Raw genomic sequence first — 21884 nt, forward strand, 5'->3', positions numbered from 1 at the left:
CGGCATTTATGGCAAGAATATCCCTGAAGCTCGAGGAACTGATCGACGGCGAAGCCTTGCGCCGCGAGATGACCGAACTGACCGCGGCCACGGCAGGCGACGGTTCGGGCAAGGCCGCGCGCAGCGGCGTCCTCAAGCTTCTCAAAAGCCGGCTCGCCGACGGCCGCACTGTCGCCGAACGCATGCTGATGGACGATGGCAGCGGCACCGCCTGCGCCGCCCGGCTGTCGCATCTGATGGATGAGATCATCCGTGCGCTCTACGATTTCGCCGCCACCCATGTCTATCGCGTCAAAAACCCGTCATCGGCCGAGCGCATGGCGGTCGTTGCCGTCGGCGGCTATGGCCGCGGCACGCTGGCGCCGGGGTCCGACATCGATCTGCTGTTCCTGCTGCCCTACAAGCAGACGCCGTGGGGCGAGCAGATCGTCGAATATATGCTCTACATGCTGTGGGACCTCGGCCTGAAGGTCGGCCACGCGACGCGCAACATCGACGAATGCCTTAGGCTGTCGCGCACCGACATCACCATCCGCACCTCGATCCTGGAAGCGCGCTTCCTGTGGGGCGAGCAAAAGCTCTATGACGAGCTTTTGCAGCGCTTCGATCACGAGGTGGTGCGCACCACCGGCCCTGAATATGTCCAGGCCAAGCTCGCCGAACGCGACGAGCGCCACGCCAAGGCCGGCGAGAGCCGCTATCTGGTCGAACCCAACGTCAAGGACGGCAAGGGCGGCCTGCGCGACCTGCAGACGCTGTTCTGGATCGCCAAGTATTTCTACCGGGTGCGCACCGGCGAGGAACTGGTCGACAAGGGCGTCTTCACCGACGCCGAATACCGGGAATTCCAGAAGGCCGAGGACTTCCTGTGGGCGGTGCGCTGCCACATGCATTTCCTCACTGGCAAGGCCGAGGAGCGGCTGCATTTCGACATCCAGCGCGACATCGCCGAGCGGCTCGGCTACACCACCCATCCCGGCCTGTCGGCGGTCGAGCGCTTCATGAAGCACTACTTCCTCGTCGCCAAGGACGTCGGCGACCTGACCCGCATCTTCTGTGCCGCGCTGGAAGAGGAGCAGGCCAAGCATGTGCCGGGCTTCAACCGCATCTTTCTCACCTTCTCGCGCCGCAAGCGCAAGCTCGCCGGCACGGCCGATTTCATCGTCGACAACCACCGCATCAACATCGCCGACGACGAAGTGTTCGAGCGCGACCCGGTCAACTTGCTCAGGCTGTTCTGGTTCGCCGACAAGCACGGCCTGGAATTCCACCCCGATGCGCTGAAGCTTTTGACCCGCTCGCTCGGCCTCGTCGGCAAGGCGCTCAGGCGCGACGAGGAGGCCAACCGGCTGTTCCTCGACATCTTGACCTCGGACCGTAACGCCGAGCTCAATCTGCGGCGCATGAACGAGGCCGGACTGCTTGCTAAGCTAATCCCGGACTTCGGCAAGATCGTCGCCATGATGCAGTTCTCGATGTACCACCACTACACCGTGGACGAGCATTTGATCCGCTGCATCGGCGTGCTGGCCGAGATCGAACGCGGCGACGGCGAAAAGGTCCATCCGCTTTCCCACGCGCTGATGCCGGGGCTGAAGAAGAGCCGCGAGGCGCTCTATGTCGCCGTGCTGCTGCACGACATCGCCAAGGGCAGGCCGGAAGACCATTCGCAAGCCGGCGCCAGGATCGCCCGGCGCATCTGCCCGCATATGGGGCTCTCGCCGGCCGACACCGAAACGGTCGCCTGGCTGGTCGAGAACCACCTCGTCATGTCGATGACCGCGCAGACCCGCGATCTCAACGACCGCAAGACGATCGAGGATTTTGCCGCGATTGTGCAGTCGGTCGAACGGCTGAAGATGCTGCTTGTGCTTACCGTCTGCGATATCCGCGGTGTCGGGCCTGGTGTCTGGAACGGCTGGAAGGGCCAGTTGCTGCGTACGCTCTACTACGAGACCGAGCTTTTGTTGACTGGGGGGTTTTCGGAGGTGTCGCGCGCCAAACGGACGGCGGCGGCGCGCGAACAACTGGCCGAGGCGCTTGCCGACTGGCCGGAAAAGGCCCGCAAGCGTTATGTCGGCCAGCACTACGAGAACTATCTGCTGGCGGTCGATCTTCCCGACCAGGTGCGCCATGCCGAATTCATCCGCGAGGCCGACCATGCCGGCAAGAAGCTGGCCACAATGGTCAAGACCCACCAGTTCGAGGCGGTGACCGAGATCACGGTGCTGGCGCAGGACCATCCACGCCTGCTCTCGGTGATTGCCGGCGCCTGTGCTGCGGCCGGCGGCAATATCGTCGACGCGCAGATCTTCACCACTTCGGACGGCCGCGCGCTCGACACCATCCTGATCTCGAGGGAGTTCGACCGCGACGAGGACGAGCGCCGCCGTGCCGAGCGCGTCGGCCGGCTGATCGAGGATGTTCTGTCGGGCAAGAGCTGGCTGCCCGAAATGATCGAGAAGCGCACCAAGCCTCGGCGCGGCGCCAAGGTTTTCCGTATTCCGCCACGCGCCGAGATCCGCAATACGCTGTCGAACCGGTTCTCGGTGATCGAGGTCGAGGGGCTGGACAGGCCGGGCCTTCTGTCGGAGATCACCGGCATGTTGTCGGACCTGTCGCTCGACATCGCCTCAGCCCACATCACCACCTTCGGCGAAAAAGTCATCGACACGTTCTACGTCACCGATCTCACCGGCCAGAAGATCGACAGCCCGTCGCGTACGGCGACCATTCGCAACAGGCTGATCGCGGTGCTCGAGGGCACCGCGTCCGAGCGCGGCAAGACCAAAACGGCCGCCGAGTGACTGTCACCTTCCATTTGCCCCAATCCCGCAGGCAGACTTCGAGCGCATGAGCCTTGTCAAGAAATTCGCCACCGTCGCTTCCGGCACGCTGATGAGCCGGGCCCTCGGCTTCGGCCGCGAGATGCTGATGGCTGCCGCACTCGGCACCGGGCCGATCGCCGACGCCTTCAACGCCGCCTTCCAGTTCCCCAACACCTTTCGCCGGCTGTTTGCCGAAGGCGCCTTCAACGCCGCCTTCGTGCCGCTGTTTGCCAAGGAGATCGAGACACATGGCACCGATGGCGCCAAGCGCTTTTCCGAAGAGGTGTTCGGCGTCTTGTTCACGGCGCTTCTGGCGCTGACCATCGCCATGGAACTGGCGATGCCGCTGATCGTGCGCTACCTGGTGGCGCCGGGCTTTGCCGACACGCCGGGAAAATTCGAGACGACGGTGGCGCTGGCGACCGTCATGTTCCCATACCTGATCTGCATGTCGCTCGGCGCCATGATGGCCGGCATGCTGAATTCGCTGCGCCGCTATTTCGCCGCCGCGGTGGCGCCGGTGTTCCTCAACGTCATCCTCATCGCCGTGCTTGCCTATGCTTGGTACAAGGGTTCGGACGCCTGCACCGTCGGTTTCGGTCTGGCCTGGGGTGTGCTGGCGGCCGGCTTGGTGCAGCTGGCGATCGTCTGGGCGGCGGTGCGCCATGCCGGCATTTCGATCGGCTTCCGGCGGCCGAAGATGACGCCGAACGTCAAGCGGCTGCTGATCCTGGCGCTGCCGGCGGCGATCACCGGCGGCATCACCCAGATCAACCAGCTGATCGGCACGGCGATCGCGTCGGCGCAGGACAGCGCGGTGTCGTCGCTGGCCTATGCCGACCGCGTTTACCAGCTGCCGTTGGGCGTCGTCGGCGTCGCCGTCGCCATCGTGCTTTTGCCGGAACTGTCGCGGGCGCTGAAATCAGGCAATCTGGTCGAGGCCGCCAATCTGCAGAACCGCTCGGTCGAGTTTACCCTTTTCATGACCTTGCCGGCGGCGGCCGCCCTGCTGGTCATGTCCGAGCCGATCGTGCGGCTGGTCTATGAGCGCGGCGCCTTTGCCGCCAACAATTCGACGCCGACGGTCGCGGCAATCCTGGCGATTTTCGGCCTCGGCCTGCCGGCCTTCGTGCTGATCAAGGCGTTCACCCCAGGCTATTTCGCCCGCGAGGACACGCGCACGCCGATGATTTTTGCCGCTATCTCGGTGGCGGTTAACATTACGACGGCGCTGACGCTGTTTCCGACCATGGGCGCGCCCGGCATTGCCGTTGCCTCCGCCGTCGCAGGCTGGGTCAATGCGTTCATGCTGCTCGCCGTGCTGATCCGGCGCGGCCATTGGGGCCGCGACGTGCCGCTCATGAAACGCATCCCGCGGCTGGTGCTGTCGGCGGCGGTGATGGCCGCGGCGCTCTATTTTGCCGAGCACTGGTTCGCCGCAAAGCTGGCTTCCGGCTCGCCTCTGGTGATCCAGGCGGTAACCCTGCTTGCGCTCGTCGCCGGCGGGGCGCTGCTCTACTTCGTCACCGCCTTCGCCACCGGCGGCGCAGATTTCGGCATGATCCGCCGCAATATCGGGCGGAAGGGGTCCCAGCCGGTCAAGCAACAGTCTCCAGATCCGTGAAGCGGAATTCGTCCGCCGTCGAAAGCATCGGAACGGCGTAGTAGCGCGCACAGGCGTAGTGGAAACAGTCGGCCATGTTCAGTCGGCCAGCGTTGTTGCGAAACCGCGACGCAGCCTCAACAGACAGGGATGCCGCGTCAGAGGCAGGCGGAAGCTCCCGCAAGGTGATTCCACGCTCTTCGAGAAAACGGCTGACTATCTCCAGGCTTGTGGCGACCGGGATGGCTAGCTTTTCCGATCGCGAAAGCGCCATCGCGGCTTCCCAAACCGCGATGGCCGACGTGAACGGAGCCGACGCTTTCATGACCGCCTGCGCGCAGCGCTGGGCTTCGGTCTCGTTGCTCAGTATTGCAACGATAGCGGCTGCATCGATGAACATCAGTCTTCGCCGGACAATTCGTCGTAGACCGAGCGCGGCAGCGGCTTGCGCGCCTGCTCGCTCAGCTCAATACCGAACTCGGCCCGGAGCCGTGCCGCCGTCTCCAGCGGCGTCTCGCGATTGCGTCGGCGCTCCAGAGCTTCGCGCATGGCGATCACGATTGCCTCGGTGATGCCGACACCTTCAAGCCTGGCAAAAGCCCGCGTCAGGCTGTCAGCTTCCTTGTTGTTGATGTTGATCGTCATTGTTTTGCTTCCGCGGTGTAGCATATATTATGTAGCTATCTACATCAGTCCGTCAATGTAGGCCTGGCCAAATCGAAGCGATTGCCAAGGCGAGCTATTTTGTTCTTGCTTTGTGCCGGCAGCTATGCTACTAATTTCGGTATGGTGCTGATTGGCGCCGAGGACCCGCCGCAAGGCGGGTTTTGTTTCTGGTCGGCGCCATCCCCCTCAAACAGCCTTCTGCTCGGCCGACGCCAAAGCCCCGCGTGACGTGGCCAACGCCCTCTTGATCGTCTCCTCGCTCTCGTCCATAAGCGCGCCGTCGCAAGACTTTCGCCGCGCGCGAAACGGCCCTCCACAAGCCAGGGAAACACCATGACCGATCAGCCCCCCTTCAAACCGCTCGTCTTTTCCGGCGTCCAGCCAACCGGCAATCTGCATCTCGGCAATTATCTCGGCGCCATCAAGAAATTCGTCGCCCTGCAGGACACCTCCGACTGCATCTATTGCGTCGTCGATCTGCATTCGCTGACCGCACAGCTCGTCTATGAGGATCTTCAGGACCAGACGCGTTCGATCACCGCGGCGTTTCTCGCCTCCGGCATCGATCCGAACAAGCACATCGTCTTCAACCAGTCGCGGGTGATGCAGCACGCCGAGCTTGCCTGGGTCTTCAACTGCGTGGCGCGCATCGGCTGGATGAACCGCATGACGCAGTTCAAGGACAAGGCCGGCAAGGACCGCGAGAACGCCTCGCTCGGCCTGCTCGCCTATCCCTCCCTGATGGCCGCCGACATCCTTGTCTACCGCGCCACCCACGTGCCGGTCGGCGACGACCAGAAGCAGCATCTGGAGCTGACCCGAGACATCGCGCAGAAATTCAACAACGACTTTTCGGACCGCATCGCAGCGCTTGGCGTCGGCGTCGAGATGCAGGTCGGCGAAGAGACGGTGAACGGCTATTTCCCGCTGACCGAGCCGGTCATCGGCGGCCCGGCGGCGCGCATCATGTCGCTGCGCGACGGTTCGAAAAAGATGTCGAAATCCGACCCGTCGGACCTGTCGCGCATCAACCTGACCGACGATGCCGATGCCATCTCGAAGAAGATCCGCAAGGCCAAGACCGACCCGGAAGCCTTGCCCGGCGAACTGGACGGGCTTGCCGGCCGGCCGGAAGCGGAAAACCTCGTCGGCATCTATGCCGGCCTCGCCGAAATCTCGAAAGAGGCCGTGCTGAAGGAATTTGGCGGCCAGCAGTTTTCGGTGTTCAAGCCGGCGCTGGCCGATCTCGCCGTGGAAAAGCTGGCGCCGATCGCCGGCGAGATGCGCCGCATCTCCGATGACCGCGCCTATGTCGACGCGGTGTTGCGGGATGGCGGCGAGCGTGCCGGCACATTGGCCGAAGCGACGATGAAGACCGTGCGCGACATTATCGGCCTGCTGCAAAGCTAATGCATGTCGCGCAAAAGTGTGCAGCGGTTTTGCGATAACGACATGCATAAAACAAGAACCTGAAGCGCGTCGCATGAGGCTGGTCGAACGCGACGCGCTTTAAGCTGCACCAGCATCGCCACAGCCGCCGGTCGCTTGCGGGCGGGCTGCGGCGGTGGCAGATTGCGACCGAAACCATCGAACAGGGTGAATATGGTCTCCAAACGCCTCAGCCGCGAAGCCGGTCATCGCCGCAAGTTCCTGGCGATCATCGACGACACGCCCGAATGCGAGCGCGCCGTCGCCTACGCCTCGAAGCGGGCGCAAAGCACGAGCGGCGTGCTGGTGCTGCTCTATGTCATCGAGCCGGATGATTTCCAGCACTGGCTGGGCGTCGAGAAGATCATGCGCGAGGAGGCGACCGCCACGGCGCGCGCGGCACTCGACAGCTACGCCAACAAGGTGCGCCAGAAGCTCGGCATCGAGCCGGAGCTGGTGGTGCGCGAAGGCAAGCCGACCGAAGAGATCCACAAGCTGATCGAGGAAGACCAGGACATCGCCATCCTGGTGCTGGCGGCAGGCGCCGGCAAGGAAGGGCCTGGGCCGCTGGTCGGTGCGGTCGCCGGCAAGGGCGCCGCCTTTCCTATCCCGGTCACGGTGGTGCCGCAGAACCTGTCGGACGAGGAGATCGACAGCTTGGCCTAGGGTACGTTCAGCGGGCCTGCGACGAACCGATCGGGCCAATGTTGCGGGGCCAAAAAGGACCCTGTCGTTCAGCGCCGCGACGCTCGAAGGTCACGGCATGGATCCCAGGGTCTCCGCTACGTCGCTTCGCTCCTGCTTCGCCCTGGGATGACGAAGGCGTGGTGGCTTATGGCTAATCGCAGGCGTGAGAGATACGGCTCTCGGGTGGGCCGATGGCAAGTCGCAGGCGTTCAAAATGAGCCGGAGCGTCCCTCCTTTCGTCATCCCAGGGCGGAGCAAGGAGCGAAGCGACGCGGCGCAGACCCTGGGATCCATGCCGTTACAGTGGTCCAAGAACGCAGCGATGCAGTGGTTGCTTACGGCCGGTGAGTATCATTGCATGAACGGCATCGTTGGCGCTTCAGGAAGACGCACGGCGCTACAGAAGAAAATTCATTCCACCAGCCAGTCGTTCCCCGCGACGCCTTTCGCTTGAATGTCGGGCGGATAAAGCCTAATTAGAATTATTCCAAACTAGCTGCCCCGAAACGGGCACGGAGACGGCCATGTTCATCCAGACCGAGTCGACGCCAAACCCGGCGACGCTGAAATTCCTGCCCGGCAAGGAAGTGCTGCAAGAAGGCACCGCCGATTTCCGTGATGCCGATAGCGCCGCAACGGCTTCGCCGTTGGCCGGCCGGCTGTTCGAGATCCCCGGCGTCACCGGCGTCTTCTTCGGCTATGATTTCATCACCGTGACCAAGGACGGCCCCGACTGGCAGCATCTGAAGCCGGCTATCCTCGGCGCCATCATGGAGCATTTCATGTCCGGCGCCCCGGTGATGGCCAAGGCCGGCCCCGCCGCCGAGACCAGCCAGACCGGCGAATTCTACGACAAGGCCGACGAGGAGCTGGTCCTCACCATCAAGGAGCTGCTCGACACGCGGGTGCGCCCGGCCGTTGCCCAGGATGGCGGCGACATCACCTTCCGCGGCTTCGAGAACGGCACGGTATTCCTGCACATGAAAGGCGCCTGCGCCGGCTGCCCGTCGTCGACGGCGACGCTGAAGCACGGCATCCAGAACCTGCTCCGGCACTTTGTGCCGGAAGTGCAGCATGTCGAACAGGTTTCCTGACACGCCGTTCCATCTTCAACTTCCGCAGACAACAAAAAACCGGGCTCAAGTGCCCGGTTTTCTGTTTGCGACGTCTGTGTTGTTGCCTAGACGGTCCGCGTATGAGGGCTTTATATTACAATGACCTTGGCGCCGACCGAGGTGCGGTCGTAGAGGTCGATAATGTCCTGGTTCATCAGCCGGATACAGCCCGACGACATCGCCTTGCCGATCGAATTCCATTCCGGGCTGCCATGCAGGCGATAGCCCATATCGCCGCCCTTGTTGAACAGGTACATGGCGCGCGCGCCGAGCGGGTTCTTCAATCCCGGCTCCATGCCGCCGGCAAACTTGGTCAGCTCCGGCTGGCGCCTAATCATCTGCGACGGCGGCGTCCAGGTCGGCCATTCGCGCTTCAGCGCGATATGTGCAGTGCCGTGCCATTCGAAACCCTCACGGCCGACGCCGATGCCGTAACGCATCGCCTCGCCGTCGCCCATGACGAAATAGAGGAATTTGTTCTGCGTATCGACGATGATGGTGCCCGGCTTTTCCCTGGTGTCGTAGTCGACGATCTGCCGGCGGTATTTGAACGGCACCTTTTCGATCGGGATGCGCGGCAGGTGATAGCCGGCATCGGTCACCGCGCCGTAGTTGTTGGTGAAGATCTGCGACCCGATGGTGCTGCAACCGGCGACAGCTGTCGACAGCGCCAGGGCCGCGACGATTGCAAGTGACTTCATGCGCATGAAAAGGTCCGATGCCCTGCCCAAACAACAGCGGCTCGAGTCGGCCGCTTTTTCATCTTCATTCATGCTGGCATTTGCTTTGCTTGCCAAGCGGGCGATGCCTATATCCTTGGACTTGCATGCTGGTAAACCTGCGACTATGGCATTTCGGCAACAGCCTCCGCAGGATTATGCTGCAAAATCAATAGGCCAGGAACAAAAGCCACGAGACGAGGAAATCACCATGGATGTCGGTGACGCTGCCCGGCGCTCTGGCCTGCCGGCCAAGACCATCCGTTACTACGAGGAGATCGGCCTGAGACGCGGCCGCTGCAGGAGATGATCCTGACGGGCCGGGTTCAATAAAGGACGCCGCGAAGCACGGTCCAGGCCAGAAGCCCGAACGTGCCGATCACCACCAATGCACCAAGGACCGTGCCGATCTTTTCAGGCAGTCCATCGGGGCGACCAGGATCGTCGGCCATTCAACTATCGATCATGACGTAGGCGGCACCAAACACGGCAACGATGATTGCCCCAAGCACCGCCCAGCCTCTGATGGCCGAGCGGATTTCCTCCGGCGTCGCCGATTTCCGGTCGTCATCTTCCGTCATGGTGTGCTCCTCGTAAAAAATCCCGTGGCCGACATTGAAAGCGCAAGCTGCCGGCGCTGCCAAGAGGGTGCAGCGGACATTTTTTGCGCAAAAGTGTAGGAACGGGCGCCGTTCGAGAGCAAGCGTTCCCCAGCCTTCGACACTCCGCAAAGCAGGGGCGGCCGTCACGATCCCGGTGGGCGATAGCGGATCGACTTCGCTTTCCCAAGCGCGTCCATCGTCTCTTCGACACTTAACAGCACGGTGGTCTCGTACGAGCTGAGCGCGCCTCCCGCACCGATTGCGAGCATGACGGATGCCATCGACACATTGTCCGGCGCCTCCCACAGGTTCCAGCCATCGTACTCTCCGAAGGCATACCAGAACCCGTGCAGCTTTCCGCCCACCGACTCGATGTAGGAACGGGCAGCCTCGCGTCTATCCTCGGGATTGTCCATCAAGCGCGCCCAGGTTTCGGGCCTGTAGCTGAATCGCGTGAGATACATCGGCATGGTTCGTCTCCTCCCAGAGCTGCCCCCACCAAGACAGTTAAGCGCCGCAATCCGGGAGAACGCGAGTCGTTTCCGAGGCGTAGTACCGCTGGCTTAGTTGCGGGACCGCTAATAGACCTGTTTCAATTGCCTTTCCCAAGGGGAGTAAGGTCAATGGCCGCATATCTCATTGCTGATGTAGACATAACCGACGCCGCCGTCTTCGAGGAATACCGCCGGGACGTGCCTGCAACCGAAGCCCGCTACGGGGGGAGGTACATCGCTCGCGGCGGAGCCACCAAAGTTCTGGAAGGCGATTGGGAGCCTCATCGCCTCGTCATTGTCGAATTCCCCGACATGGCTTCCCTCCTGGCATGGTACGATTCTCCAGAATACGGCCGGCTCAAGGCCATCCGCGAACGCTGCGCAAAGACGAGAATTATTGCTCTGGAGGGCATGATGCCGGTTAGCTGAGGCCTGTTCGATGACAATGGCAAATCTGAGTTGCCATATCTGGTGCGGCCCGGCGACAGGACAGGAGCATTTTGATATGAATCAGCAAGCTTCAAACTTGCGGCCGGGAATGACGGCCAACGATGGGAGGATGACGCCGGAAGCGCTCATTGAATGGGACCTACATATCAATATGACCCAACACCGGATCGGCAGGCGGTGTTACCGTGTGACCTAGGGTTGTGTCATGGCGTTGAAAATGCCGGCGCCAACTATCGCACATAAGGCTGCGGCCCCAAGCCCTCCCACAATGATGCACCACCAGGCGCGGCCATTTCCCCGAAGCATGGGATTCATTTTTATCATCCGTCGCGCCAGAAGCCCCTGGTAGAGTGCATAAGAAGACCCGAAACCGGCGAGCCAAATAACGGAAAATACGACGCCCCGCGTGAGCATCCTATTGAGCCTAGTCTGGTCGATCGTCAAACTTGCAATCTCAGTAACCATGCTTCGCCACCTTTTTGATTATGCTGCGACCACTTTCGGGCCTGCAGCGGTGAATATTAGATCAACCGCGACGCCTCGCGAAAACATAGCTCCCCTCACCAGTAAGAACCGCATTCATAACGCGAGCGGCCCGCCTTGTGGAAGGGCGGGCCTTGTAGCGCCCGCTCCACAGTATTTTGCAGATTAGGTTTGTCAGCCAGATAATCGCACTGAAAACCGGGTTCAAACCGTGAACAAAATCTGGCATGGTGCGGCCATGCCGATCATCTCACCTCTTCCCCTCAACCCGCTCATCGACGGCCGCCAGTCGGAGCGTGCCATGCTGGTTCGTCGCGGCGTGCAGCGGCTGCTCAAGCAGATGGGCGCGCATGTCTTGCCCGAACTGTCGCTGGCGACCGGGCGCCGCGCCGATCTCGTGGCGCTGACCCGCCAGGGCGACATCTGGATCATCGAGATCAAATCCTCGATCGAGGATTTCAGGGTCGACCGCAAATGGCCGGACTACCGGCTGCATTCCGACCGCTTCTTCTTCGCCACGCATCCCGGCGTGCCCCAGGAAATCTTTCCGGAAGAGTGCGGCTTCATTCTCTCGGACGGCTATGGTGCTGAGATTTTGCGCGATGCGCCCGAGCACCGCATGGCGGCGGCGACACGCAAGGCGCTGATGCTGAGGATCGCGCGCGCCGGTGCTGCGCGGTTGCTGGCGGCGGAGCTTGCTGGCGTGTCGGTGCCGGCGCTGGAGGGTGAGAGCGAGTAGGGGTTTCCCTCTCCGTAGTCATGGAGGCTTGCGCTGCCCCGGCTGCCGCCACCTTGCATAAGAGATGATGTATGACTGCGGTGTTCCGCAAGTAACGCCAACAGCCGGGTGTAGCCTTCGTCTTCCCAGTGCAGGTCGAGATTGGAAATGAAACCCGGCACGAAGACCAGATCGAGCGATCCCTGGCCGACCACCTGATAGGCGATCCGCACGTCGCCACTGAGCGCGTATCGAGTTTCGATCGGCCTCACGAGGTTGTCCGCCCGACCCGACGATTTCTTATCGCCGGATCATAGCAGAGGCGCGCAGCTTGCGGCAGATGAAACTATAGAGAGTGTGAATGTAGGTCCGCGGCGCCTACTTCTGTGACGCGGCGGTAGTCTCGGTGTTCGCACCGCCGACGCTAAAACCTGCGCCCTCCGGCGCGCCCGGCCGCTTGATGTGAGGCGCGGCCGCGACGACAAGCTCGTTGAACCCTTCGCCGCCGCTATCCAGCATCTCGAACAATTGCCGGCGCATCCGCGGCTCCCAGAACTTGTTGATGTGCTCGGCGACGCCGGCAATGCCTTGCTCGCGCGGCTTGGAGTGGAAAAAGGCGGCGATCTGGTTGGCCATGCGAACCAGCTTTTCGCTGGTGCTCATGAGGTGGCCTTCGTCATGCGACATGCTTGGCAACTCCGGAAACCACGCGGTCAGGATGGGTGAAAATATCGAAATCGTCGCCGCGCACCAGCGCCACCAGCGTCATGCCGGCGTCGTCCGCGGTGCGGATGGCAAGTGCCGTCGGCGCCGAGACGGCGATGATGAAGGCAGCACCGATCGCCGCGGTCTTCTGCACCATCTCGACCGAAACGCGCGACGTCACGACGACGGCCCCCGACCTGCCGTCGATACCGGCTTTGGCCAGGGCGCCGGCCAGCTTGTCCAGCGCATTGTGACGGCCGACATCCTCGCGCGCCATGACGATGCCCTTGCCGGGGAGGTAAAAACCGGCCGCGTGGACCGCGCCGGTCTCGGCGTGCAGCGGCTGCACCTTCGACAAAAGCTTGACCGAGCGAACGATATCGTCGGCCTGAAGCGTAAGCGTTGACGCGCCGACCGGATCGACCGAGCGCATTGCTTCCTCGATCGATTCGATGCCGCACAGCCCGCAGCCGACCGGGCCGGCCAGCCGTCTGCGACGCGCCTCGAAGCGGGTGTTGGCGCTGTCCTTCAGCCTGATCTGGATATCGATTCCGGCGCCGTGATCCTCGACCTCGATCGCTTCGATTTCGTCTGGCGAGGCAATGATGCCTTCGGTCAGCGAGAAGCCGAGCGCGAAATCCTCGAAATCGGCCGGGCTTGCCATCATCACCGCATGCGTGGTGCCGGCAAAGGAGAATGCTACCGGCGTCTCTTCCGGCACCATGCGGTTGGCGGCCGCGGTGCCGCCGGCGCGGCGCGCGAGGCGGCTGATCTGGGTGACAGCACGACGTTTGGGCATCACGCGGCACCCCCCTCTGGCCTACCGGCCATCTCCCCCTCAAGAGGGGAGATTGGCAGTTCAGACGTAAGGCACCCTTCGACGCTGGTGATTGGCGAAAGCCGAGATGACATCCAATCTCCCCCCTTGAGGGGGAGATGGCCGGTAGGCCAGAGGGGGGTGCTCCGGCACGACGCCAAAACGCTACTCCGCCGCTTCCAACTTCGCGATGCGGCGGCTTTGCTTCGCCTGCTCGTCATAGTCGCGCTGCCATTCCGACGGGCCGTTGGATGCACCCACCTGCACCGCGGTCACCTTGTATTCCGGGCAGTTGGTCGCCCAGTCGGAGAAGTCGGTGGTGATGACGTTGGCCTGGGTGTCGGGATGGTGGAAGGTCGTATAGACGACGCCCGGCGACACCCGCTCGGTGATCAGCGCGCGCAGCGTCGTCTCGCCGGAGCGGCTGGTCAGCCGCACCCAGTCGCCGTCGCGCAGGCCGCGATTTTCGGCATCGTGCGGATGGATCTCCAGCCGGTCCTCGCTATGCCACACGACGTTGTCGGTGCGCCGGGTCTGCGCGCCGACATTGTATTGCGACAGGATGCGGCCGGTGGTCAGCAGCAGGGGAAAGCGCGGTCCGGTCCTTTCGTCGGTCGCCACGTATTCGGTGCGGATGAACTTGCCCTTGCCGCGCACGAAGCCGCCAATATGCATGATCGGCGTGCCTTCCGGCGACTTCTCGTTGCAGGGCCACTGCACCGAGCCCACCCGGTCGAGAAGGTCGAAGGAAACGCCGGCGAAACTCGGCGTCGTCTTGGCGATCTCGTCCATGATCTCAGACGGATGCGTGTAGTTCCAGCCGAGGCCGAGCGCCTTGGCGAGCTCCTGCGTCGTCTCCCAGTCGGCATAGCCGCATTTCGGCTCCATCACCTTGCGCACCATGTTGATGCGGCGCTCGGCATTGGTGAAGGTGCCGTCCTTCTCGAGGAAGGTCGAGCCGGGCAGGAAGACATGCGCGTAGTTGGCCGTCTCGTTGAGGAAGAGGTCGTGCACGACCACACATTCCATCGCGGCGAGACCCGCGGCGACATGCTTGGTGTCGGGGTCCGACTGCAGGATGTCCTCGCCCTGCACATAGAGGCCCTTGAACGAGCCGTCGACGGCTGCGTCCAACATGTTGGGGATGCGCAGGCCGGGCTCGTCGTCGAGCTTGACGCCCCACAGGCTCTCATAGATAGCGCGCACGGCGTCGCCTGAGATGTGGCGATAGCCGGGAAGCTCGTGGGGGAACGAGCCCATGTCGCAGGAGCCCTGCACATTGTTCTGGCCGCGCAGCGGGTTCACGCCGACGCCCGGCCGGCCGATATTGCCGGTCGCCATGGCGAGGTTGGCAATGGCGATGACGGTGGTCGAGCCCTGGCTGTGCTCGGTCACGCCGAGGCCGTAATAGATCGCGCCGTTGCCGCCGCGGGCATAGAGCCGGGCTGCACCGCGTATGTCGTCGGGATCGACGTTGGCGAGCTGGCCGACGACCTCCGGGCTGTTTTCCGGCAATGCCACGAACGATGCCCAATCCTGGAACTCGTCCCAGTCGCAGCGCTCGCGGATGAAGGCCTCGTCGAACAGGCCTTCGGTGACGATGACATGGGCGAGCGCTGTCAGCATGGCGACGTTGGTGCCCGGCTTCAGCGGCAGATGGAATTGCGCCTCGACATGGGCCGAGCGCACGATGTCGGTGCGGCGCGGATCGAGCACGATCAGCTTGGCGCCCTGGCGCATGCGCTTTTTCATGCGCGATGCGAACACCGGATGCGCATCGGTCGGATTGGCGCCGATCAGCAGGATGACGTCCGTCTGCTCGATCGAATCGAAATCCTGCGTGCCGGCGGAGGTGCCGAAGGTCTGGCCGAGGCCATAGCCGGTCGGCGAATGGCAGACGCGGGCGCAGGTGTCGACATTGTTGTTGCGGAAGCCCTGCCGGACCAACTTCTGGACGAGGTAGGTTTCCTCGTTGGTGCAGCGCGACGAGGTGATGCCGCCGATCGAGGTGCGGCCGTACTGGTATTGGATGCGGCGGAATTCGTTCGCCGTATGGGTGAGCGCCTCTTCCCACGACACTTCGCGCCACGGATCGCTGACCTTCTCGCGGATCATCGGCTTCAGGATCCGGTCCTTGTGCGTCGCATAGCCATAGGCGAAGCGGCCCTTGACGCAGGAGTGGCCGTGGTTGGCCTTGCCTGCCTTGTAGGGCATCATGCGGATGACGTCGTCGCCCTTGACCTCGGCCTTGAACGAACAGCCGACGCCGCAATAGGCACAGGTGGTGACGGTCGAGCGCTCGGGCAGGCCCTTCGCCAGCACGGTCTTTTCCCTCAGCGCATCGGTCGGGCAGGCCTGCACGCAGGCCCCGCACGACACGCATTCGGAATCGACGAACGCCTCGTGCATGCCGGCCGAGACCCTGGATTCGAAGCCGCGGCCCTCGATGGTCAGCGCAAACGTGCCCTGCACCTCTTCACAAGCGCGCACGCAGCGCGAGCACACGATGCACTGCGCCGGATCGTAGGTGAAATAGGGGTTCGATTCATCACGCGCGATATAGTCGATGGTCAGCGAGCCATGGCCGGGCGCCACGCCGTTTTCCTGCTTGACGTGGTTGCGGCCGTCCACGCCATAGCGGTTCTCGGTCAGGCCGACCGTCCTGACGACCTTGTCGAACTCGCTGGCGCCGGTGCCGGCCTTCTCGCCCCACGCCGCCGGGTGGTCGGAGACATAGAGTTCCATCACGCCGCGGCGGATGGCGTCTAGCCGGTCGCTCTGCGTATGCACGACCATGCCTTCGCCGACCGGCGTCGTGCACGAGGCCGGCGTGCCGCCGCGCCCATCGATCTCGACGAGGCAGACCCGGCAGGAGCCGAACGAATCCAGCATGTCGGTGGCGCAGAGTTTCGGGATTTCGACGCCCGCTTCCATCGAAGCGCGCATGATAGAGGTCCCCGCCGGCACCGTCACCGACTTGCCGTCGACGGTCAGCGTTACCTGCTGTTCGGCTTCCGAGGCGGGTGTGCCGTAGTCGATTTCCTGGACCAGCGATTTGATGTCGAATGCCGCGTTCATGCCTGTCCGCTCCTATTCCGCTGCTTCGGCGACCGGCGTCGGCCGAAAGTCGTCCGGGAAATGGTTGAGTGCACTCATCACTGGATATGGGGTGAAGCCGCCGAGAGCGCAAAGCGAGCCGAACTTCATCGTGTTGCAAAGGTCGGTGACCAGCGCGATCTGCTTTTCCGGTTCGACGTTCTGGGCGAGCCGGTCCAGCACCTCGACGCCGCGCGTCGAGCCGACGCGGCACGGCGTGCACTTGCCGCAGCTTTCGATAGCGCAGAATTCCATGGCAAAGCGTGCCTGCTTCAGCATGTCGGCGCTGTCGTCGAAAACGACGATGCCGGCATGGCCGATCAGCCCGTCCTTGGCGGCAAACGCCTCGTAGTCGAACGGCGTGTCGAACAGGGCGCGCGGGAAATAGGCGCCGAGCGGGCCACCCACTTGTACCGCCTTGACCGGACGCCCCGTCGCCGTGCCGCCGCCGATGTCGTCGACGATTTCACCCAGCGTCATGCCGAACGCGGCCTCGTAGAGACCGGGATACTTCACGTTGCCGGCAATCTGGATCGGGATGGTGCCGCGCGAACGGCCCATGCCGAAATCCTTGTAGAAGGCGGCGCCCTTGTCCATGATCACCGGCACCGAGGCCAGCGAGATGACGTTGTTGATTACCGTCGGCTTGCCGAACAGGCCCTTGTGCGCCGGCAGCGGCGGCTTGGCCCGCACCTGTCCGCGCTTGCCTTCGAGGCTGTCGAGCAGGGCGGTCTCCTCGCCGCAGACATAGGCGCCGGCACCGACGCGGACTTCCATGTCGAATGAATTGGCCGAGCCGAGCACATTGACGCCGAGCAAGCCGGCCTTGCGGGCGATCTCGACGGCCTTCTGCATCACCGCCACCGCATGCGGGTATTCGGAGCGGATATAGATGAAGCCCTTGGTCGCGCCGGTGGCAATGCCGGCGATCGCCATGCCTTCGATCAGCACGAAGGGGTCGCCTTCCATGATCATGCGGTCGGCGAACGTGCCGGAATCGCCTTCATCGGCATTGCAGACGATGTATTTGCGGTCGGCCGACGTATCGAGCACCGTCTTCCACTTGATGCCGGTCGGGAAGCCGGCGCCGCCACGACCGCGCAGCCCGGACTCGGTCACCTGTTTGACGACGTCGGACGGCGTCATCGCCACTGCATTCTGCAGGCCTTTCAGCCCGCCATGCGCCTTGTAGTGATCGAGCGACAGCGGATCGGTGACGCCGCAGCGCGCAAAGGTCAGCCGCGTCTGTTTGGCCAGGAACGGGATCTTGTCCGGCGTACCCAGCCAGCGCTTGTGGTGGCCGCCGGTGAGGAAGCCGCAGTCGAACAGGCTTTTGACGTCGGATGGCTTCACCGGCCCATAGGCGACGCGGCCAGTGGCTGTCGCCACTTCGACCATCGGCTCGAGGAAATAGGCGCCGCGCGAGCCGTTGCGCACGATCTTGGCCTCGATGCCGCGCTCGGCCAATTCCGCCCGAATCGCCTTGGCGACCTTTTCCGCGCCGAGCGCCAGCGCGCCGGAATCGCCCGGAATATAGATACGCGGGATCATGAGCGCACCTCGGCAACGATTTCATTGAGCTTTTCGTCGTCGAGCCGCCCGATCACCTCACCGTCCAGCATCGCCGACGGCGAGCAGGCGCAAAGGCCGAGGCAATAGACCGGCTCCAGCGTCACCGAACCGTCGCGGGTTGTCTCGTGGAAGCCTATGCCCAGCAATGATTTGAGCTTGGCGGCGATCGCATCCGAACCCATCGACTGGCAGGCTTCCGCCTGGCAGAGCTTCAGCACATGCCTGCCGGCCGGCTGGCTGCGATAATCGTGATAGAAAGTGACGACGCCATGCACCTCGGCCCTGGAGATGTTCAGCGCCTCGGCGATCACGGGCAGCGCGTCCTGCGGCACATAGCCGAACTCTTCCTGTATACCGTGAAGGATCGGCAACAGCGGGCCTTCGAGGCCTTTCAGCTCCTGGATGATCGCCGCCGTGCGCGATGCGATCTCGGTACTTGCAGGCTGCATCGTCATGCAGCGCCCTCCCTGGTCGTGGCGGTCTTCCGCTAAGTGCTTAAGAAATCAGAGGAAACCCGCTAAATCAATAAAGCCGATCCGTTGCTCGATAGAAATCTTCTATCGATCGCGTTCACCAGCATTGTCTAGCCTAGCGGCGGGCGCGGAAATCGTCCGCCAGCGCCATTGCCTCGTCCAACAGCGCCGAGACCAGCGGCGTGTGCGGTTCGCGCGGCGCGGCCACCAGCCCGACGGTGTGGCTGGCATCCGGCTCGACGATCGGGATAGCCCGGATCGGCTCGGAAAAGCCGAACGTTTCCGCAAGGTTAAGCGGCATGATCGACGACCATTTGCCGGTGCGGATATGCGAAAACAGCACGATCATCGAGTTGGATTCCAAAGTCGGCCGCACCTGCACGCCGGCTTCGGCCAGATGCTGGTCGATGATGCGGCGGTTCTGCATGTCCGGCGTCAGCAGGCAGAGCGGCAGCTGGCTGAGTTCCGCCCATGTCACTTTGTCGCGGTCGAAATAGGGGTTCCCGACGGCGGTGATCAGCTGGTAGCGCTCGTCGTAGAGCGGCACGCTGGTGACGCGTCCGAGCGGCTCGTTGTCGAGATAGGTGATGCCGGCGTCAATGTCGAAATTGCCGAGCAGCGACAGCACCTCGATCGATGTCCGCGACAGCACCGAGAAGGTAACGCCGGGGTGCTTTGCCCGAAACGGCGTCGTCAATCGCGCCACCATGGCCAGCGCCGTCGGGATCGCGGCGATACGGATGCGCCCTGACAAGCCGTGGCGTGCCGCCCGCATCTCCTCGCGCATGGTCCTGCTATCGCCGACGATGCGGCGCGCCCACACCAGCACCTGCTTGCCTTCCGGCGTCAGCCCCTGGAAGCGCGAGCCGCGCAGCACCAGCATCACGCCGAGCTGGCCCTCCAGCTGCTTGATGCCGGCCGAAAGCGTCGGTTGGGTGACGCCGCACACCTCCGCCGCCCGGCCGAAATGTTCTTCCCTGGCAAGTGCTATGAAGAATTCCAGCTTGTCGATCATGCCGTCGGGAGCCTGTCACGGACGCTGTGTCCGATCGTAGCGCGCAACGTCGTGGAAATCGCCTTCGGCCGCAAGCCGCCTGTAAATCGTCCGCATCCACATCTTTCAGCCGGCTTACTGTTTCCCGCGATGGCATGCAGCGCTATGTGGATGGAACTGGTCGTGGACCGACACGACGGGAGACCGAACATGCTGGGCTGGTTCCGCAAGCTTTTGCCGCGCGAAGATCGCTTCTTCGACCTGTTCGAGCGGCATTCCCGCACCGTGGTCGCTGGCGCCGAGGCACTGCAGCAGCTTTTGCAGGGCAACGACATCGACCGCTGGTGTCAGACGATCATCGATCTCGAGGACGAAGCCGATCAGATCACCGCGGAAGTGCTGCTGGCCGTGCGCCGCTCCTTTATCACGCCCTTCGACCGCGGCGACATCAAGGACCTGATCCAGTCGATGGATGATGCCATCGACATGATGCACAAGACCGTCAAGACGGTAAGGCTGTTCGAAAAGAAGGAATTCGACCCGCTGATGCAGGAAATGGGGGGCGTCGTCGTCGAGGCCGCCAAGTTGGTGGCCGAGGCGATCCCGCTGCTCGGCGAGGTCGGGGCGCATACGGTGCGCCTCAACGCCATCGCCGAGGAGGTCATGCGCGCGGAAGGCCGGGCCGACGACCTGCACGAGCAGGGCCTGAAGGACCTGTTCAAGCGGCACGGCCGCAGCGATCCGATGGCCTATCTGATCGGCAGCGAGATCTACGGCGAGCTGGAAAAGGTGGTCGATCGCTTCGAGGACGTCGCCAACGAAATCAGCGGCATCGTCATCGAGAACGTATAGTGGAAGCCGCAATAGCCTTTCCCGTGCTGGTCGGCCTTGTCTTCGTCGCGCTGTTCTTCGATTTCCTTAACGGCCTGCACGATGCCGCCAACTCCATCGCCACCATCGTCTCCACCCGGGTGCTGCGGCCGCATTATGCGGTGTTCTGGGCGGCCTTCTTCAATTTCATCGCCTTCATGTTCTTCGGTCTCCACGTGGCGGAGACGCTGGGAACCGGCATCATCGACGCCAGCATCGTCACGCCGGCAGTGATCTTCGCAGCACTTGTCGGCGCCATCGTCTGGAACATCGTCACCTGGCTCGTCGGCATCCCGTCCAGCAGCTCACACGCACTGATCGGCGGTTTGGTCGGCGCCGGCGTTGCCAAGGCAGGCACCGGCGCTATCGTCTGGGCCGGATTGGGCAAGACCACGGCAGCCATCGTGCTATCGCCGGCGGCGGGATTTCTGCTGGCGCTCATCTTGATCCTTGCGGTTTCCTGGCTGTTCGTGCGGCAGACGCCGTTCGCAGTCGACAGCACGTTCCGCGTCATGCAGTTCTTTTCCGCCTCGCTCTATTCGCTCGGCCATGGCGGCAACGACGCGCAGAAGACGATGGGCATCATAGCCGTGCTGCTCTATTCGCAAGGCATGCTCGGCGCGAATTTTTACGTGCCGCTGTGGGTCGTCATCACCTGTCAGTCGGCGCTGGCGCTGGGCACATTGCTCGGTGGCTGGCGCATCGTCCACACAATGGGCTCGAAGATCACCCGGCTGAACCCGATGCAGGGTTTCTGCGCCGAGACCGGCGGTGCGATCACCCTGTTCGCCGCCACCTGGCTCGGTATTCCGGTATCGACCACGCACACGATCACCGGCGCCATCATTGGCGTCGGCGCCGCCCGCCGCGTCTCCGCCGTTCGCTGGGGCATTGCCGGCAACATCGTGGTGGCATGGATCGTCACCCTGCCGGCAACCGCGGCGATCGCGGCTCTCACCTACCTCGCGGTCGGCCTGGCATGGTGACAGCACCGCAGCACTGCGCGGCAGGCGATGCGCCGTATCTACCTATCCACAAGGTTCAGGATGTTGCCGTCCGGATCCTTGAACCATGCGATCTTCATGCCCTGACCGACATGAACGTCGCCCTCCAGCGTCAGGCCGGGCATGTCGTAATGCTCGAAGGTCACGCCCTTCGATTTCAATGCCTCGACGATCTTGCCGAGTTCATCGCCGACCGTCCAGGTCACAGCCGTCGCCTTGTTGGTCCCAGCGAAGTTCGAACGGTACACGTTGATGGCGGTATCGCCGCTTTCATAGACGATCAGTTCGCCACCTTCATTGTGCACCTCTTTGAGGCCGAGCGTCCCTTCGTAGAAAGCCCTGGCCTTGGCCAGGTCCTTCACAGCGAGATTGGCCGTTGCGTTGCTGTTTGCGAGCATGATTCGTCTCCTTCCCTGACGGTCATTCCATGTCCATTGAAATAGGCTGCGTTGACGATTTGGCGACGGCTACTCCCACTGGAAATGCCGTCATATGCTCGCTGCCTCCCCGGTACGCCGCTGCAACTGTTGGTCCATCGCTTGGTTCTGTTCCGGAACTGC

Annotated in this window: 22 protein-coding genes and 1 pseudogene; 10 read left to right on the plus strand and 13 right to left on the minus strand. The window is 63.0% G+C overall.

Annotation, left to right across the window (positions count from 1 at the left end; translation table 11 throughout):
* Positions 1-8: 8 nt before the first annotated feature.
* Entirely contained in the window at positions 9-2807 is a 2799-nt protein-coding gene (locus NKH23_RS27355; protein WP_352517229.1) for a [protein-PII] uridylyltransferase, read from the plus strand.
* A gap of 46 nt (positions 2808-2853) precedes the next feature.
* Positions 2854-4452, plus strand: coding sequence for a murein biosynthesis integral membrane protein MurJ (gene murJ, locus NKH23_RS27360; RefSeq protein ID WP_352719313.1), 1599 nt, complete (start codon positions 2854-2856; stop codon positions 4450-4452).
* On the opposite strand, the gene NKH23_RS27365 is transcribed toward murJ, so the two are convergent.
* Entirely contained in the window at positions 4427-4831 is a 405-nt protein-coding gene (locus NKH23_RS27365; RefSeq protein ID WP_352719314.1) for a type II toxin-antitoxin system VapC family toxin, read from the minus strand. The genes murJ and NKH23_RS27365 overlap by 26 nt on opposite strands.
* Positions 4831-5076, minus strand: coding sequence for a type II toxin-antitoxin system VapB family antitoxin (locus NKH23_RS27370; protein WP_023676383.1), 246 nt, complete (start codon positions 5074-5076; stop codon positions 4831-4833). Before NKH23_RS27370 ends, NKH23_RS27365 begins: the two co-directional genes overlap by 1 nt.
* Before the next feature lie 354 nt (positions 5077-5430).
* Here NKH23_RS27370 and trpS point away from each other — a divergent pair, with 354 nt between their 5' ends.
* The 3 genes from trpS to NKH23_RS27385 all read left to right on the plus strand — a co-directional run bounded on the left by trpS (position 5431) and on the right by NKH23_RS27385 (position 8306).
* Complete coding sequence (gene trpS, locus NKH23_RS27375; protein ID WP_352719315.1) at positions 5431-6507, plus strand: tryptophan--tRNA ligase; 1077 nt, start codon at positions 5431-5433, stop codon at positions 6505-6507.
* Between the two features lie 192 nt (positions 6508-6699).
* Positions 6700-7191: a universal stress protein gene (locus NKH23_RS27380; protein ID WP_107649287.1), complete on the plus strand. Its 492-nt coding sequence runs from the start codon at positions 6700-6702 to the stop codon at positions 7189-7191.
* 545 nt (positions 7192-7736) lie between these two features.
* A complete protein-coding gene (locus NKH23_RS27385; RefSeq protein WP_292664553.1) occupies positions 7737-8306 on the plus strand; it encodes a NifU family protein in 570 nt (189 codons plus the stop codon).
* Positions 8307-8416: 110 nt separating this feature from the next.
* Here NKH23_RS27385 and NKH23_RS27390 read toward each other — a convergent pair whose 3' ends face one another.
* On the minus strand, positions 8417-9034 hold the full coding sequence (locus tag NKH23_RS27390) for a L,D-transpeptidase (RefSeq protein WP_352719316.1): 618 nt from the start codon (positions 9032-9034) through the stop codon (positions 8417-8419).
* Between the two features lie 223 nt (positions 9035-9257).
* Here NKH23_RS27390 and NKH23_RS27395 point away from each other — a divergent pair.
* A pseudogene (locus tag NKH23_RS27395) lies at positions 9258-9332 on the plus strand (MerR family DNA-binding transcriptional regulator); the annotation flags it as partial.
* Positions 9333-9372: 40 nt separating this feature from the next.
* Here the strand turns inward: NKH23_RS27395 and NKH23_RS27400 are convergent.
* The 3 genes from NKH23_RS27400 to NKH23_RS27410 all read right to left on the minus strand — a co-directional run bounded on the left by NKH23_RS27400 (position 9373) and on the right by NKH23_RS27410 (position 10118).
* On the minus strand, positions 9373-9498 hold the full coding sequence (locus tag NKH23_RS27400; RefSeq protein WP_352467528.1) for a hypothetical protein: 126 nt from the start codon (positions 9496-9498) through the stop codon (positions 9373-9375).
* Positions 9499-9627 carry a hypothetical protein gene (locus NKH23_RS27405; RefSeq protein ID WP_302893588.1) on the minus strand — a complete coding sequence of 43 codons (129 nt, stop codon included), beginning with the start codon at positions 9625-9627 and terminating at the stop codon, positions 9499-9501.
* Positions 9628-9791: 164 nt separating this feature from the next.
* Positions 9792-10118, minus strand: a complete 327-nt coding sequence (locus NKH23_RS27410) for a GYD domain-containing protein (RefSeq protein WP_023717906.1) — start codon at positions 10116-10118, stop codon at positions 9792-9794.
* Between the two features lie 153 nt (positions 10119-10271).
* On the opposite strand from NKH23_RS27410, the gene NKH23_RS27415 reads away from it, so the two are divergent.
* Both NKH23_RS27415 and NKH23_RS27420 read left to right on the plus strand, forming a co-directional pair.
* Positions 10272-10571 (plus strand): DUF1330 domain-containing protein, encoded by a 300-nt coding sequence (locus NKH23_RS27415; RefSeq protein ID WP_023717905.1) that lies wholly within the window; start codon positions 10272-10274, stop codon positions 10569-10571.
* Between the two features lie 742 nt (positions 10572-11313).
* Entirely contained in the window at positions 11314-11814 is a 501-nt protein-coding gene (locus tag NKH23_RS27420; protein WP_352719334.1) for an MmcB family DNA repair protein, read from the plus strand.
* Positions 11815-12171: 357 nt separating this feature from the next.
* Here NKH23_RS27420 and NKH23_RS27425 read toward each other — a convergent pair whose 3' ends face one another.
* From NKH23_RS27425 to NKH23_RS27450, 6 genes are all read right to left on the minus strand, one after another.
* On the minus strand, positions 12172-12480 hold the full coding sequence (locus tag NKH23_RS27425) for a formate dehydrogenase subunit delta (protein WP_352467525.1): 309 nt from the start codon (positions 12478-12480) through the stop codon (positions 12172-12174).
* The gene (gene fdhD, locus NKH23_RS27430; RefSeq protein WP_502908434.1) at positions 12470-13297 is read right to left on the minus strand and encodes a formate dehydrogenase accessory sulfurtransferase FdhD; all 828 of its coding nucleotides are present in this window, start codon (positions 13295-13297) and stop codon (positions 12470-12472) included. Before fdhD ends, NKH23_RS27425 begins: the two co-directional genes overlap by 11 nt.
* 183 nt (positions 13298-13480) lie before the next feature.
* Positions 13481-16393, minus strand: a complete 2913-nt coding sequence (gene fdhF / locus NKH23_RS27435) for a formate dehydrogenase subunit alpha (protein WP_352719319.1) — start codon at positions 16391-16393, stop codon at positions 13481-13483.
* A gap of 12 nt (positions 16394-16405) precedes the next feature.
* Positions 16406-17962: a formate dehydrogenase beta subunit gene (locus tag NKH23_RS27440; protein ID WP_352719320.1), complete on the minus strand. Its 1557-nt coding sequence runs from the start codon at positions 17960-17962 to the stop codon at positions 16406-16408.
* Positions 17959-18438 (minus strand): formate dehydrogenase subunit gamma, encoded by a 480-nt coding sequence (locus NKH23_RS27445; protein WP_292656094.1) that lies wholly within the window; start codon positions 18436-18438, stop codon positions 17959-17961. The genes NKH23_RS27440 and NKH23_RS27445 overlap by 4 nt, the downstream gene beginning before the upstream one ends.
* Positions 18439-18571: 133 nt before the next feature.
* Positions 18572-19471 carry a LysR family transcriptional regulator gene (locus NKH23_RS27450; protein ID WP_023717897.1) on the minus strand — a complete coding sequence of 300 codons (900 nt, stop codon included), beginning with the start codon at positions 19469-19471 and terminating at the stop codon, positions 18572-18574.
* Between the two features lie 189 nt (positions 19472-19660).
* Between NKH23_RS27450 and NKH23_RS27455 the strand changes: the two genes are divergently transcribed.
* Both NKH23_RS27455 and NKH23_RS27460 read left to right on the plus strand, forming a co-directional pair.
* Complete coding sequence (locus NKH23_RS27455; RefSeq protein ID WP_352719321.1) at positions 19661-20302, plus strand: DUF47 family protein; 642 nt, start codon at positions 19661-19663, stop codon at positions 20300-20302.
* Positions 20302-21306 (plus strand): inorganic phosphate transporter, encoded by a 1005-nt coding sequence (locus tag NKH23_RS27460; protein WP_352719322.1) that lies wholly within the window; start codon positions 20302-20304, stop codon positions 21304-21306. The genes NKH23_RS27455 and NKH23_RS27460 overlap by 1 nt, the downstream gene beginning before the upstream one ends.
* A 38-nt stretch (positions 21307-21344) precedes the next feature.
* Here NKH23_RS27460 and NKH23_RS27465 read toward each other — a convergent pair whose 3' ends face one another.
* Positions 21345-21722, minus strand: a complete 378-nt coding sequence (locus tag NKH23_RS27465; RefSeq protein ID WP_352719323.1) for a VOC family protein — start codon at positions 21720-21722, stop codon at positions 21345-21347.
* Between the last annotated feature and the right edge of the window lie 162 nt (positions 21723-21884).

This window comes from Mesorhizobium sp. M1328 (assembly GCF_040318075.1).
Classification (GTDB): Bacteria; Pseudomonadota; Alphaproteobacteria; order Rhizobiales; family Rhizobiaceae; genus Mesorhizobium.

Excerpts from the sequence above, each read along its gene's own strand:
- fdhD (WP_502908434.1), bottom strand. The coding sequence starts at position 13,297 with ATGCCCAAACGTCGTGCTGTCACCCAGATCAGCCGCCTCGCGCGCCGC.
- NKH23_RS27405 (WP_302893588.1), bottom strand. The coding sequence starts at position 9,627 with ATGACGGAAGATGACGACCGGAAATCGGCGACGCCGGAGGAAATCCGC.
- NKH23_RS27370 (WP_023676383.1), bottom strand. The coding sequence starts at position 5,076 with ATGACGATCAACATCAACAACAAGGAAGCTGACAGCCTGACGCGGGCT.
- NKH23_RS27450 (WP_023717897.1), bottom strand. The coding sequence starts at position 19,471 with ATGATCGACAAGCTGGAATTCTTCATAGCACTTGCCAGGGAAGAACAT.
- NKH23_RS27380 (WP_107649287.1), top strand. The coding sequence starts at position 6,700 with ATGGTCTCCAAACGCCTCAGCCGCGAAGCCGGTCATCGCCGCAAGTTC.
- NKH23_RS27415 (WP_023717905.1), top strand. The coding sequence starts at position 10,272 with ATGGCCGCATATCTCATTGCTGATGTAGACATAACCGACGCCGCCGTC.
- NKH23_RS27390 (WP_352719316.1), bottom strand. The coding sequence starts at position 9,034 with ATGCGCATGAAGTCACTTGCAATCGTCGCGGCCCTGGCGCTGTCGACA.
- NKH23_RS27365 (WP_352719314.1), bottom strand. The coding sequence starts at position 4,831 with ATGTTCATCGATGCAGCCGCTATCGTTGCAATACTGAGCAACGAGACC.
- NKH23_RS27455 (WP_352719321.1), top strand. The coding sequence starts at position 19,661 with ATGCTGGGCTGGTTCCGCAAGCTTTTGCCGCGCGAAGATCGCTTCTTC.
- NKH23_RS27420 (WP_352719334.1), top strand. The coding sequence starts at position 11,314 with ATGCCGATCATCTCACCTCTTCCCCTCAACCCGCTCATCGACGGCCGC.
- fdhF (WP_352719319.1), bottom strand. The coding sequence starts at position 16,393 with ATGAACGCGGCATTCGACATCAAATCGCTGGTCCAGGAAATCGACTAC.
- trpS (WP_352719315.1), top strand. The coding sequence starts at position 5,431 with ATGACCGATCAGCCCCCCTTCAAACCGCTCGTCTTTTCCGGCGTCCAG.
- NKH23_RS27465 (WP_352719323.1), bottom strand. The coding sequence starts at position 21,722 with ATGCTCGCAAACAGCAACGCAACGGCCAATCTCGCTGTGAAGGACCTG.
- NKH23_RS27410 (WP_023717906.1), bottom strand. The coding sequence starts at position 10,118 with ATGCCGATGTATCTCACGCGATTCAGCTACAGGCCCGAAACCTGGGCG.
- murJ (WP_352719313.1), top strand. The coding sequence starts at position 2,854 with ATGAGCCTTGTCAAGAAATTCGCCACCGTCGCTTCCGGCACGCTGATG.
- NKH23_RS27425 (WP_352467525.1), bottom strand. The coding sequence starts at position 12,480 with ATGTCGCATGACGAAGGCCACCTCATGAGCACCAGCGAAAAGCTGGTT.
- NKH23_RS27385 (WP_292664553.1), top strand. The coding sequence starts at position 7,737 with ATGTTCATCCAGACCGAGTCGACGCCAAACCCGGCGACGCTGAAATTC.
- NKH23_RS27355 (WP_352517229.1), top strand. The coding sequence starts at position 9 with ATGGCAAGAATATCCCTGAAGCTCGAGGAACTGATCGACGGCGAAGCC.
- NKH23_RS27445 (WP_292656094.1), bottom strand. The coding sequence starts at position 18,438 with ATGACGATGCAGCCTGCAAGTACCGAGATCGCATCGCGCACGGCGGCG.
- NKH23_RS27440 (WP_352719320.1), bottom strand. The coding sequence starts at position 17,962 with ATGATCCCGCGTATCTATATTCCGGGCGATTCCGGCGCGCTGGCGCTC.
- NKH23_RS27400 (WP_352467528.1), bottom strand. The coding sequence starts at position 9,498 with ATGGCCGACGATCCTGGTCGCCCCGATGGACTGCCTGAAAAGATCGGC.